Genomic DNA, 12856 nt, shown 5'->3' on the forward strand with positions numbered 1-12856 from the left:
TCGAAGCGAGCTGGCCTGTGATGCTGCTGTGGCATCGATGTGCCGGTGGTCGACCCCAACCTGGCTTCGACGTGAGATCGGCGTCGTCTTGCAACAGAACGTGCTCTTCAACCGGTCCATTCGCGAGAACATCGCGCTCGCCGATCCGGCTATGCCATGAAGCGGGCATCGCTCGCCGGCGTTCACGATTTCATCCTGGAGCTGCCCGAGGGCTATGACGTGCGACTGCGTCATTGCCGGCGCCTGGGTCGCCGGCGTCGCGATTGCGCGACATGGCTTCTCGTCGAACGGATACTCTGATCCTTGAAGGAGCGAACGCCTCGGCACTGAGACAAGTTCGTGCAATTCCGAGTTATTCAGGCGGGCATTACGATCCGGTCGGACCGCTAAAGGCCCAGATCTGCGTAGCGGGTCGGGAACAGCTCTATCGTCACTGGAGGAGCCGCCGATTCCGCATATGCGCTGCGGCAAGCTTTATAGTCGCAGGAGACCGGTGCTTGCTTCTCTCCAGTCAAACGCGTCCGCTTGCGGTGCGGGAGCACCCGTCTGTCGGCCAATTAACCGCCTGGCCGGCTGTTTCCTCTCCTAACCAGCAGGAAGGCAGATGCGCGGGCATCCAGAGCCCATAGCCCCGCCTTTTCCACGCCAGCCTACCCGATCGTACGATCGTACTTCGGCTCTCGTCGACATCTTGCGCCATCGCGAGCCGTTCGTAGCACGCCGTCAGGCCGCTTTGGGAACGGCCGCACGGTAGCGGCCGGGGGCTGGGAATGGAGCCGCTATCCGGTCATGGTGCACCGGTATCCGCTGTCCGCGGGCAGCGCCCATGCGCGCCTGGAGCGCATATTCCAGGAGAACCGCCCATTGCCGGACTCGTGCGTCTGCCTGACGTCAGGGGTACGGTTTCCGTCGAGAACCTTTTCGTCCTCGCCCCGGCACGAACACGCCGGTCGTCATGGGCGCGACGTTCACGCTGAAGACTTCGCTTGTGGGTGCATGGCCGCCGGCGCAAGGGTGCGTGCGACTCGATGGCGACGATCTGCGCCATTATGGTCCGGACCAACTCGGCACCGCGCTCCAGGATATCGAGCTGTTCTCCGGTTGCGTGCGCGACAACATTGCGCGCTTCCGAGCGGACGCGGCCGATGCGCAGGTGATCGAGGCGGCAACACACGCCTCTGCGCACGAGATGATTCCAGCGCCTCCCCAACGGATATATGACCGAGATCGGGGAGGATGGAGTCGGACTGTCGGGAGGGCAGCGGCAACGGGTCGGTCTCGCGCGAGCCCTGTTCGGCAAGCCGAGCTTTGTCGTGCTCGATGAGCCTGATGCCAATTTGGACGGCGATGGCAATCGAGCACTGGTCCAGGCCATCGAAAGGCTGCGGAGAGACGGAAAGACCGTTGTAATCGTGACCCACAGGCCGAACCTCCTGTCCGCGGTGGATCGAATGATCATTCTGCAAGACGGACGGGTAGCACAGATGGGCCGTCGGGAGCAGTTGCTGCCATCGCTCGTTGGCCCGAATGTAGCGTCGACACCGCGGCGGCCTGTATGGGACGGCGGGCGCGCCGGACCGCCGGCAGCAGCCGCGACATCTCTCATGCGGCCACGCGCCGATGCGTAGCCAGCCGAGTTCAACGATGACGCCTGACAACTCAAAAATTGCCCCAACGATAGCGCGCGGTCGCGAGCTCCTGCGGACTGCCCGCTCGACGGCTGCCTCAGTTCGTATAAGCACAGTGGGGCTATCGGCGCTCCTGCATGCAGGACGAGTGGCGCGAGCCCCCTCCGTGCGGATTTCCGAACAGCCGGGTTTTGCCGGCACAACCCACGAGCCATCTCACGCAAACCTCTCCGGCGACTGGCACAAGCCCGCGCGGATCGGCCTTGGCGTCGTCGTGCTGACCTTCGGTATCCTCGGCGGATGGGCCTGTCTGGCCAGCCTCGACAGCGCGGTTGTCGCTTCGGGTACAGTTGTGGTCGAAACCGACCGCAAGGCAGTTCAGCACCTTGCGGGCGGCATCGTGGGTGATGTTCTCGTCTCGTCCCGCTTGCCCCTCGCCCCCAGCCGCGCAGCGGAGCCATGTTGGTCTTGATCCAGGTCTCGTCGATGAAGACGAGCCGTCTGGATCGAGGCCGCCCTGCCACGACCGCCAGCGCTGGCGTCTGCGGGCTGTCAAGCGTCTCAGCGGCGAGATCAAGCGCAGGACCGGTCGTCGGCATCTTCCCCAATGACGATGCCATCGTCCGCCTCGTCGGCGGCGATTGGATCGACCGCCACGAGAATTTGCAACCGGCCTGGGCAAGAGTTGGCTCGCCTGCGCCCTTGGCCACAAAGCCTGCCGCGACAATCGATCGGTGCTCTATCATCGCGTCCCGCGTCTCTTCGAGGCGCTAGCGCTGGCGCGGGGCGACGGGCGCTATGGCCGCCTGCTCAAGACGCTCAGGCGCGTTCAACTCCTCATTCCCGACGATTGGGCCTGTCGGTCCTCAACCCCGCCGAGCGTCGCGACCTCCTGGAAATCCTCGAGAATCGCCATGGCCGCGCTTCCACAATCGTCACCAGCCAAATCCCCGTGCAGCACTGGCACGACGTCATCGGCGATCCCACGCTCGGTGATGCGATTCTGGATCGCCTCGTTCACAGATCCCACGGGATGGATGCCGGCCAGCGTTTTTGCAGAATGATTGGCCGTACGACCAACCACTCATTCTGAGGCCCCGATGCTCAAGACCGAAAGACCCGCTGCCGCCATCCAGATCAATCTTGCGGCAATTTTCGTTTCGATGGAACTGTCCCGTTCAACCTGGCTGATTACAGCGGTGTTGCCGGGGAACGGCGAGAAGATGTCGAAGTATCCCATAGCAACCGGCAACATTGCCGGGCTGTTTGATTTGTTTTCGAAGCTGCGGGAGAGAAGCCGCGCCAAGACCGGGCAGAGCTATACGATCATTACGATCCAGGAGGCTGGTCTCGATGGCTTCTGGATACACCGGGGCTCTCGTGAAAGAGGGCATCGAGAGCCACGTTGTGGACCCGGCGTCGATCGCCACGCCACGTTGTCATCGGCGTGTGAAAACTGATCGCATCGATGGCGAGGCGCTACTGCGTCTTGCTGGCCTTTAAGAGGGGAGAGCCGCGCGTATGCTCAATGGTAAGAACGATATCCCGTGAAGATGAGGACCGGCGGCGAATTGCCCGGGAACGCAAGGCGCTGATGGTCGAACGCGTCGCGCATGTCAATCGCATCAAGGGCCTGCTGTTCTCGCAAGGCATCACCGACTACGAACCAGTTTACAAAAATCGCCGCCAGCGACTCGAAGAGTTGCGGACGGGAGATGGAAATACACTGCCACGGCACATGAAGGCCCAGATCAGCCGGGAGCTGGACCGGTTGGAACTGGTCATCAATCAGATCAAGATCATCGAGGATGAACGCGATACGCTCATCGCGGCGCAGACCGCTGACAGCACGAAGCCGGAAGCCTGCGCCGGTCACGATGCTGCTTGAGATCAAAGGACTCGGTGCGGAATTCGCCAACACCCTTTGGTCGGAGGGGCTGTTCCGGCATTTTGACAACCGCCGTCAAGTCGCCGCCTATGCCGGCCTCGCGCCGACGCCCTGGCAAAGCGGCTCGATCGACCGGGAGCAAGGCGTATCAAAGGCGGGCAATCCAAGATTCCGAACAACGCTGATCCAACTGGCCTGGCTATGGTTGCGGCACCAACCGGACTCGGCANCATTGGCAAAATGGTCCCGTCATCCTGGGCTCAGCCCGCCGAACGCGGAATATTGGTGCGACCGGAATAAACGGCGACCGAATGTGAGTTGGATCAGGCTCGGCAAAGCGAGCCGTGTCAGGTAGTTTGGGCCCAAGCCTGGAACCGTATGCAATGAGGGAGATCGACTTTGCTTCAATCGACTTGACACCTACTCCCCATGTGAACGCTCACCGCCTTCAACTCACCGGAGAAAGATGCGAAAAACACAACGCTCGCGCCCATGCTCTTGACGCAGCCGCAAACACCTGAATCAATGAACAGGTCGGGCGAAGCGGCCGCTCATGATCGCGTGAAATACCTACTCACGATCAAATGAAATGAGCGCTCACCGCGTGAAATGGCTGCTCAAAATCAGCGAAATGCGCGATCTGACCAGCACCGGCCAAGGGAAAAGCTCCGGTTCCATAGGTCGTCGAACGTTGGATTCCCGCTGCAGTTCCGGATTTCGAACAACGGGACGTTGGGGCCTTCACGCAGTCAAAGGCTCGAACGAGCGTAGCCTGGGGTAACAACTTTGTCCACTGCATGATCGATTTATGGTGGGCAATATACCCGCTGCTTTTGCAGGTGCTTGAAACGCCATCTGAGGCTCGCCGACTTCATCACTCCCTTCCAGGGCGGCCGCGATGCACACCATACGCGTATCAAGTCTTCGTTGCGGTGATCGGGCCAGAAAACACTCAACAGGCATTCGGCCGCCTCATCAATCGCTTCAGACCAGCCGAATGCTGAAATTATTTCGCCGCCGCCTGCAACGTGATCGGATTCCGCTGTAGACATGACAGCCGATCGGAGGCGAGTCGTCCCAGTCGAGGTATTCTATTCGGTGAATGTGGCCTTCAATTCCTTCGGTGCAAGGTCGACCCGCACAATATCCCCGCGCTCCAGCTGCGTAAGCTCGGCGGCGACACTGGAAACGTATTGGTCATCGATAAAGCGTATCAGATGATATTGTGGAACCCGTCCCAGGGCATTCTGGGCAGCGGTCTGGTCTGCCTCAAATTGGGCGAGTTTGGATTTCGCCATGGCAAGTGAATTTTCGTTCTGAACGAGCGCCAGCTCGACATCGCGCAATCCCTTGACATTTTCTTCTTCGATGCGCGTTTCCGCTTCGGCTAACGCTTGGTCGACAGCAATTCTATTCTGCTTTGCGCGAAAGAGTGCAGTCCGAAACTCAAGGCCTCGCGTCGCGTCGCGGCAAGCTGGCGCTGGGCATCCCTTCGAGCAGAATGCGCGGTCAGTCCCCTGTCGGCAAGACCTTGTTGAACGCCGACCTGTTCTTCCATCAGGCGGACCTCCTCGTCATGCAGAATGATGCTCTTCTCTATCGATGAGATCTCCTGCTCATAACCCTCTCGTTGTGCGGCGTAGGTACGTCTGCGCGATTCTTTCGCTCGCTGACGGAGCGCGAATATTGATGCCTCGGCAGATACGATACTGGCTACTTCCGCGGCGGGGGGAGGGGCAAGCGCGCCATCGTCGAAATCGGCGCCATCCAGTTCGGCCACAAGGCGCGCTCTCTGCAATCTGAAAGAGAAGTCGCTTAGCTCAAGCGTAAAAACTTCCTGCAGCAGCGAAAGTCTGGCGGCTTCCGAGCCGCCCTCCCGTGAGATGCCACCCGCCTGCAGCACCAGTTGGAAGACAGTCATATTCGGCTGAAACTGAAAAGGTCCGCTCCTCATCACATCTCCAACGAGATAGACCGGCGCGAATTCGACGACCGATACCGTTGGGGGGTTCACGCTCACCTGTGTTGACAGTGAATCTCCCAGGAGCTTTGCAACTTCAACCGCGCTCAATCCAGCCACGGTGATCTTCCCAAGCAAGGGATAGTAAATCGAGCCATCCTGCTCAATACGAAAGCGACCAGAAAGTACAGATGACGTATTTTCCTCGCCAAATACGACCACTTGAAGCTGATCGCCCGGTCCGGCCGGATACTCCCTCGCATCTTGGGCAAAAACGCTATGGACTTGTAAGGCCGAGAGGCCTGCAAATGCAGCGATTGCAAGGAACCGCGAGCGCGCCGGCGCGCCAAAGCTGCTCCAGTTGGATTGATACATCTCCTTCTCCCGTGTTTTGCGCCGAAGTGCGTATGGTTCTTCGATGCCAGGCTTTGAGGGTGGCATCCCTGTCATGAAGGGGATGCGCGTCATTGGAACGCCAAGGCGTGCGGCGCGGCAATCAAGGTGAGAGCGCCGACGATGCGCTTTGTCGCCGTAAAGCGTGAGGAACAGCAGGCGCGCGGTCGTCTTTCGGGCTCGAGATCTCCTGGTACGGCAGCGAACACAGACGATCAACGCCTTGCGGGGCCATCTGGCGGAATACGGTATGGTTGCCGCCCAAGCCCCGCTCACACCGCCAAGCTCATTGGAACTGGTGGAGGATCCTACGAGCGATCTGTCGGAGCGGCCCGCCTGGCACTCGCCCTGGTGGTCGATACGTTGCGCTCGCTGGAGGAAAGGTTCGAGCACCTGGATGCTCCCATTGCAATTCGTGCTCGAAAGGGTGAGGATGCTCGGCGCTTGGCAACAATCCCCGGGGTCGGGCCGGTAACAGCAACCGCCATGGTCGGGTTGGCACCTTCCGCCACAACCTTCGAAAAGGGTCGCGACTTCTCCGCCTGGCTGGGGCTGGCACCACTCCAACGCCCCACCGGCGGAAGCAGAAGCTCGGCGCAACGACGAAGATGGGCGAGCGAACCCTGCGGCGCTTGCTTATCATCAGAGCGAGCGCCGTGGTTCGCCATGCGGCTCGGCGTGGCGTGCCGGAAGGATCGTGGCTTGGGCGCATGCTCACCCGCAAACCGCGCATGCTTGTGGTCGTTGCTCTTGCCAACAAGATGGCCGCATCGTCTGGGCGCTCATGGCAGCGTGACTCAAACGAAACGGCCTCCGGAAAACCCGGCGCGGTTCATGGCGCAACGGTCATAGAGACGGGATCGGGAAAACCAGAAGCGCGACAAGGGCTACCAGCCCGTCAGATTGATTTGGAAACCCGGTCCGCGAACTCCATACGGGCCGGCGGCACGTGAACAGCCGCTTCAGAGGCCGGATACATGACTGCACCCGACCACGCGCTGCCCAATCAAAAGATTCTTCTTGCACCGGGCGTCCATACGTGTCGCGCTATAAAGGCTATCAATCGAGCGATGCGCCAGGGTCAACAGAGCCTGAGGAAACTGGCCAAGCGCTTTGGTTTGGGATGAGTCAGAATACCGCGTGAAGCGGAGGAACGGACCTTGGTAGCCGGGGTGCCGACCGTGCAAGCAAGCCGAGATGGGCGGCGCTTGCGCCGAGGACGAGAGGCGGCTCCTCTTCTTCCGGCACACTACTGCCGCTGGACACGCATCCTATGCGCTCCACCGATTCCGCTTGCAGGGCAATATCGTCTGATGGCGACCCGGCTTGTGGAAGAGATCGGCGAAAGAAGAGCTGCCAGACACTTGGTTCCACATCAATATTGCCAAGGTGAGGAGCGAACAGGTCAAGTGCATATTGTCGTCACTATCGACCGCATGTCAACACTTTGCAAAATTGCACGACAAGTCCACCACCTGAGGTGGTCCAGCCTGATCGCCTCAAGCGCGACCTTGGCCTTGAACTCGGCCGAGAACCGTCTGCGTGTCTTCATGCTGGATCGTCCTTCTCATCGGGCGATCCACCTTATGCCCTGTCTCAGAAACCGGGCACCACCTCAACCATCATTGCGAGAGGGTTCCTGCTCCAATAATTGGATACCCACCAGGCAATTGCTGGCAAAGCCTAACTCGGAATGGGTGCAGGTCTTGGAATGGATGTCTGTCTTGCGAAGTAACGCTTGAAGACACGTCGCGCCACATGGAGATCGTAGACGCCCTCGCTAACCACGGGCCAGTTCTCCACATTGGCCAAATCCACTATAGGCAAACCGTTCGCGACGAGGATCGCCGGGACTTGCGTCCAGCCCAGTGCGGACAAGGCCGCCAGCCGATGGTGGCCGCTCATCACGATGAACCTTTCATCTTCGTGATCTCGCAGCATGACGACCTGTATGAATCTGCTGTCAAGCGCGCCGTCTGAGGCAATATTCGGCTTATAGCCGATTTTCTTTATACTTTCGTAGGTTGCTATTAAGCGCTCGTATTCCTTCCTGCTTTCCTGCTCCACGATGCTCGGGCTTAGGTCCGGCGCCAAGCTACCATTAAGAGCTTTCAAACCTTGTCTGTATCTTGAGATCTCGGAAGGCGTACTCCACGGCATGGGCAGGAACGGCCTGGTGATGTCCAGGGAGGAGACATAGTGTTGGAGCTGAGAAGCCTTGCAGTCATCCTCATAGTCCGTTTGCTGCCCAAATAGCACTTCCTGCAAGTTCCGGGGGCGAAAATCTGCCATGAACCTCCTTATCAAGGATTCCTCATATCTCACACTTGGATCGCTGATGTATTGCCTAAGGAATGCAACCTGCGGATTGGAGCCATTGGCATCAAAATCGATGGCATAACCGTTAAGACATTTATTGATCGGCACTCTGAATTGCGAGCCTAAGACCGTATCAAAATCCGCGACGCGCACCAAATATAGACCCGCGATCCATAGCGCTCTGTCAATCAAGGAACTTGTATATTCCCGCGACCAAGAATACATAAGCGATCTCCTAGGAAGCAAGTATTGCCGTCAAGTTAACTTTCGAAGTCGCAATTCGGCAAGGGTTTAGCGGGTCCGCGGTGTTGAGACCATGCGGGACCGCAATACTACAAGAATTCGAGGGTGACCGCGGAGGGATACCACCTCGCGAGAGCTTGGCGTGACGTCGTGGCGATACGACGGAAATCCAGGCGTCATCAATGCCCCCAATGATTTTCGGGCGGGCAGAGCTTTGAGGTGCATCCGCAGCACGGCCAAGTCCAACCTCTCCTAACCGGGCGTCAGAAGTTTCTTGCCAGCGACAAGCTTCCTCAGGCGCGCGTTTCGTTCACTTCATTGCCAGTCTCCTCTCAAAGACCGGAACAATCTCAATGCGAGGACATTACTGGGGCACGTCACCTTTGATCTCGCGCGGTTCCTGGCAGACGCCGTGCACGCGAAGAGTTGGTATCGGAAGAATGCGCAGAACAGACACCCCCCATGAAACAGCACAAGCTGCGGAACTTAACATAGAATTCATATCGAATTGATTTATAGAAATTAGAGGCCGGCAATCTCGGCTTAATGGCAGAGGCGGTGGCACATGTTGATCGCGGGATCTTTCTACTTGGCTCTCGGAATGCTGCTTGGGTTTTGGATCAATTCCAAACAGCTGGCGCTTGTGGCGGTAGCGCTGTGCGCGCTGGTGATCGGCGCGGGACAGGGCACCGTGCGTAGCACTCTTCTCGCTGCGGCCGCACTGAGTTTGCTACAGCTCGGATACTTTATCGCACTCTTGGTGCGGAGCATCCTTGTCCACCGTCGCGAGCAGACAAAGCCGCTTTACTGGCGTCACAACGGAGGCGCCGACGGCTAGTGGATGGACACGTTTCGGGTGGACTCAAATTCTCCTTCATTTCCTCTACTTGGCCTCCACAACTGCCAGGCGATCAGTAACCCCTCGTCGTTGCGGCCCGCAAACAAGGAGAGTGACGAGCGCATCCATCTGCTCACCGCATCAACAGGCGGCCAGCAATCCTAGTAGTAGCGGCAGCGTCTGCGCATTTGATGCATTCTGGGCAGATCAGTAGGTTCACCATCTTCACCCTTGGGATCGGAAGAGACGCCTCGCTTCCTGCCGAAAGATTCCCAGCATGAATCTGGGGATGACGCGGAAATAGCGCCCCGTAAGCCGCCCCGGCTCCTGTGATATGCGGTAGAGGAATTCCAGTCCGAACTGGCGGATAAAGGGAGGGGCGCGCTTTATTGCCCCGGCGCGAAAATCAAAGGCGGCACCGACCCCCATCGAGATTGCGCCGGGGATCTGCCGTGCATACCGCGCCATCCAAATCTCCTGCTTCGGGCAGCCCAGGCCGACCCAGATGATGTCGGGCTTGGCGACTGCAAGGCGGCGAATCTGCTCCTCCATCTCGACGTCGGTCAGCGGGCGAAAGGGCGGCGAGACCGCGTCTGCTATTTCGATGCCGGGATAGGATGCCTCGAGCGCAGCCACCAAGGACCTTAGGACCTCCGGTGTTGCTCCGTAGAAGGCATGCCGCCAGCCTTTGGCCAGCCCCGCCCGGCAAACCGCTTCGAGTGTGTCGGTACCTGTCACCCGGCCTGCGCGACGGCCCCTGAACCGACAAACCCACACCAGGGGCGCCCCGTCGGGCACGTTCATGAATGCGCCTCGATGCGCATCGGCCAAGGCCGGCTCGACGAGCGCGCGCACCACCCCATGTACATCGCGAAACACGACGTAGACACCAGCGGTGTTGGCCGTGCGCCGGGCAAGCCACTCGTCCACCCTCAGCAGGAAAGACTGCTCTTCGACCACGGCAACTGAAGTCGTCAGGATCTCAACAGCTTCAACAGGCGGCAGCCTTTCCGCAGGCTCGCGCGCATGAGCGATTGACAGGCGCGCCTGGCGGTGTTGCGTGGTCACATCTTTAAGCGGTTTAGTCATAATATTATCCTCCAGTTGACGTACTTCACGAAACTTCGAAGCGACTGGTATAGGCGGCAGCGTCCGAGGTCTCGTGAATCCCAGGGCCAAGACTCATAACCAGTAGCTGACGGTTGCGGCGATGCAGACGGCGGCGAGGAAGTTCCGGGCGAGTCGATCGTAGCGGGTTGCGATGCGGCGGAAGTCCTTGATGCGGCAGAACATGCGCTCAATCGCATTGCGGTCTGCGAAGGCCAGCTCGATCTCGACCCTGCGAAGCTCGTGTTCATCGACGAGACGGGATTGTCGACGAAGATGGCGCGCCTGCGTGGAAGAGCGCCACGCGGCGAGCGCTGCCGGGCCGGCGTGCCGCATGGCCATTGGAAAACCACGACCTTCACCGGCGCCTTGCGGCTGACGGGCATGACAGCGCCCTTCGTCTACGATGGCGCCATGAACGGCAACGTGTTCCTGGCCTATGTCGAGCAGGTGCTGGTCCCGACCCTGTCGAAGGACGACATCGTCGTGATGGACAACCTGCCCGCCCACAAGGCCGGCGGCGTGCGCGACGCGATTGAGGCCGCAGGCGCGAGCCTGCTCTACCTGCCGCCCTACAGTCCCGACTTCAATCCGATCGAGAACGCCTTCGCCAAGCTCAAGGCGCTGCTGCGAGCAAAGGCCGAAAGAACCATCACCGCACTGTGGAACACGGTCGGTTCGGTCCTCGACCTCTTCACCCCAGCCGAATGCGCAAACTACTTCAAAGCGGCCGGATATGACCCAGATTAAACAGGACGTGCTCTAGCGTCGACCAGCGTCCGCCGCTCTTCACCACATGGATGATGCCGCTGATCACGCGGCGATCATCAACGCGCGGCTTGCCTCGGGTGTCGGTCGGCAGATGCGGTTCAAGCAGCCCAAACTGCTCATCACTGAGCCAGAAATATTCGCGATTCATGAGTGGTCCCCCTCAGAGACCCCAGAATCACAATCCCGCCGTCAGGGGAACCCCTTTTATGGGTCCGGACCCTCGTTCGGATATTGAACCGGAGACGTTCTACCGAAGCTCGCCTGTATAGGTGCGGGACCAATCAGAGAGAAGCTGCTGCTCGAACTGATCCACTGGTAACGGTGCCAAGCTCTCGTTTCCGGTGCACAGCGTCGCCCCGGCTGCATCGACGGCGCAATCAGGTATCCAAAGATTGTTGGCCTCAAATACGCCCTTCCGATACGACTCGACGAATATTGAATTCGAATGAGCGACATTGGCGAAGTAGGATTCGTCGATCCCGCCTTCGCCGCAGCATTTCCAGACGTAAATCCCGACTGTCTTCGTTGTTATCTCGTTGCCGTCGATATACCGGGCGGGCCGCACGACAAAGTTCTCGAATACTTCGTTGTTATTTCCTGCCGCTAGCCCAATCCCAGCATTGGAGGCGTAGAGGATACGGTTGGCAAAGATTTTTATCCAAGCTGAGCCGGTCGACGCATCCGTGTTAACTCCGTCGATCATGATGCCGGACCCCGAGTAGCGCCCTGTGAACGGCTGGCGGCCCGGAAAAGCTCCGATCAACAGGTTGTTGGCTATCGTCACCGGTCGATCCTTCCTACCCCTGACGCGGAACAGGCTGATCACGTCCTCGACGGCGCTCTTGCCGGGCTCGTTGCGCACATAATTCCAGGAGATGTCGACAGTGCCCGCTTCACGGATGTCTGCAAGCTGCACGAAATTGGCAACGGCAATCCCCGTCCTGCCAACCCAGGCGCCCACATTCTCCGTAGAGCATTGGTCGCGACAAAGCCCGGCAATGTTCAATGCGTGGTTGAACCGAACTGTGATCTCACGTGCCGGCATTCTCGCGGGATCCGCATAGACCCAGATTCCGCGGCTTCCCTCGACCGAGTTGTGCTGTACATCGATGCGCCGAGGATTCAGAGCCACAATGAACCGTGGCGGGGCTCTATCGCGCAGCTCAGGCTGTTGCCCAATCGCCCTGCAATTCCGAACTGTCACGTCGGCATAATGGGTGTTCCTGGGGTTTACCCCGTCGCTTCGGTGCTCGGCCTCGCCGTAGCGGGTGCTGATCAGGGTTCCGACCCCGCTGACGACACAGTTCTCAATTGTAACCGGCTCGGTCGTTCGAATAGTGACCGCCGGGACGTCCGGATCGTCCGAATGCCAGCGGCCGCTGTAGGTGCCTCCAGCGGTAATGATCAAGCTCCCCGCATGATCGAGGTTTGCCTGCATGGGGACGGGGCTGGTGGCCTTGTTGCCAAGCAACAACGGAAGGCGCGGCACAGGGGGCGACACTGCCCCGCCTATGCCGAACAGTAAAACAGTTGCCAGCAGAGTGATCGGTTTCAGCATGGTCGTCTCCGGGTTGCAGGAAAGCGCGTTCCGCGGTGCTTGGCCAAAGCCCCTGTTGGGAAACGAAATAGCAGTCCCATTTCCCCTGAAGCATTGAAGTGAGCGCATGTGTCGGATTCCAACACGCCATTTGGGAAGTTCAGGGATAGGC

At 59.4% G+C, this 12856-nt stretch carries 9 protein-coding genes and 7 pseudogenes; 8 read left to right on the forward strand and 8 right to left on the reverse strand.

Annotated features, from left to right (window positions below; genetic code table 11):
• Nucleotides 1-30: 30 nt before the first annotated feature.
• The 3 genes and pseudogenes from X760_RS78970 to X760_RS78390 form a co-directional block, all read left to right on the forward strand.
• Nucleotides 31-219, forward strand: a pseudogene (locus X760_RS78970) (hypothetical protein); the annotation flags it as partial.
• A 998-nt stretch (nucleotides 220-1217) separates the two neighbouring features.
• Nucleotides 1218-1628, forward strand: a complete 411-nt coding sequence (locus tag X760_RS78385) for an ATP-binding cassette domain-containing protein (protein WP_023722206.1) — start codon at nucleotides 1218-1220, stop codon at nucleotides 1626-1628.
• 166 nt (nucleotides 1629-1794) lie between these two features.
• Complete coding sequence (locus tag X760_RS78390) at nucleotides 1795-2100, forward strand: hypothetical protein (RefSeq protein ID WP_245278734.1); 306 nt, start codon at nucleotides 1795-1797, stop codon at nucleotides 2098-2100.
• Here X760_RS78390 and X760_RS77465 read toward each other — a convergent pair.
• Nucleotides 2069-2178, reverse strand: a pseudogene (locus tag X760_RS77465) (IS630 family transposase); the annotation flags it as partial. The gene X760_RS78390 and the pseudogene X760_RS77465 overlap by 32 nt on opposite strands.
• 71 nt (nucleotides 2179-2249) lie before the next feature.
• Here X760_RS77465 and X760_RS75555 point away from each other — a divergent pair.
• Both X760_RS75555 and X760_RS75560 read left to right on the forward strand, forming a co-directional pair.
• A pseudogene (locus X760_RS75555) lies at nucleotides 2250-2721 on the forward strand (ATP-binding protein); the annotation flags it as partial.
• A gap of 7 nt (nucleotides 2722-2728) precedes the next feature.
• Nucleotides 2729-3766 (forward strand): annotated as a pseudogene (locus X760_RS75560) (IS110 family transposase); the annotation flags it as partial.
• 841 nt (nucleotides 3767-4607) lie between these two features.
• On the opposite strand, the gene X760_RS69140 reads toward X760_RS75560, so the two are convergent.
• Nucleotides 4608-4862 carry a hypothetical protein gene (locus X760_RS69140; protein ID WP_023722213.1) on the reverse strand — a complete coding sequence of 85 codons (255 nt, stop codon included), beginning with the start codon at nucleotides 4860-4862 and terminating at the stop codon, nucleotides 4608-4610.
• Nucleotides 4863-4903: 41 nt separating this feature from the next.
• Entirely contained in the window at nucleotides 4904-5851 is a 948-nt protein-coding gene (locus tag X760_RS69145; RefSeq protein WP_031195018.1) for a polysaccharide biosynthesis/export family protein, read from the reverse strand.
• A gap of 504 nt (nucleotides 5852-6355) precedes the next feature.
• Between X760_RS69145 and X760_RS79230 the strand changes: the two genes are divergently transcribed.
• Nucleotides 6356-6721, forward strand: coding sequence for a transposase (locus tag X760_RS79230; RefSeq protein ID WP_348633259.1), 366 nt, complete (start codon nucleotides 6356-6358; stop codon nucleotides 6719-6721).
• Nucleotides 6722-7552: 831 nt separating this feature from the next.
• Here X760_RS79230 and X760_RS69150 read toward each other — a convergent pair.
• Nucleotides 7553-8413: a ParB/Srx family N-terminal domain-containing protein gene (locus tag X760_RS69150; protein ID WP_023722215.1), complete on the reverse strand. Its 861-nt coding sequence runs from the start codon at nucleotides 8411-8413 to the stop codon at nucleotides 7553-7555.
• Nucleotides 8414-8996: 583 nt separating this feature from the next.
• On the opposite strand from X760_RS69150, the gene X760_RS69155 reads away from it, so the two are divergent.
• Nucleotides 8997-9269, forward strand: coding sequence for a hypothetical protein (locus X760_RS69155; protein WP_023722216.1), 273 nt, complete (start codon nucleotides 8997-8999; stop codon nucleotides 9267-9269).
• Nucleotides 9270-9494: 225 nt separating this feature from the next.
• Here X760_RS69155 and X760_RS69160 read toward each other — a convergent pair whose 3' ends face one another.
• Nucleotides 9495-10448, reverse strand: a complete 954-nt coding sequence (locus X760_RS69160) for a WecB/TagA/CpsF family glycosyltransferase (protein WP_156948273.1) — start codon at nucleotides 10446-10448, stop codon at nucleotides 9495-9497.
• A 3-nt stretch (nucleotides 10449-10451) separates the two neighbouring features.
• Nucleotides 10452-10580, reverse strand: a pseudogene (locus tag X760_RS75570) (transposase); the annotation flags it as partial.
• 6 nt (nucleotides 10581-10586) lie between these two features.
• Here X760_RS75570 and X760_RS69165 point away from each other — a divergent pair.
• Nucleotides 10587-11126 (forward strand): annotated as a pseudogene (locus X760_RS69165) (IS630 family transposase); the annotation flags it as partial.
• Between the two features lie 19 nt (nucleotides 11127-11145).
• Here X760_RS69165 and X760_RS69170 read toward each other — a convergent pair.
• Both X760_RS69170 and X760_RS69175 read right to left on the reverse strand, forming a co-directional pair.
• Nucleotides 11146-11295: pseudogene (locus tag X760_RS69170) on the reverse strand (transposase); the annotation flags it as partial.
• 99 nt (nucleotides 11296-11394) lie between these two features.
• On the reverse strand, nucleotides 11395-12705 hold the full coding sequence (locus X760_RS69175; RefSeq protein ID WP_023722220.1) for a hypothetical protein: 1311 nt from the start codon (nucleotides 12703-12705) through the stop codon (nucleotides 11395-11397).
• Between the last annotated feature and the right edge of the window lie 151 nt (nucleotides 12706-12856).

Origin of the sequence: Mesorhizobium sp. LSHC420B00, assembly GCF_000503055.1 — a bacterium.
Classification (GTDB): domain Bacteria; phylum Pseudomonadota; class Alphaproteobacteria; order Rhizobiales; family Rhizobiaceae; genus Mesorhizobium.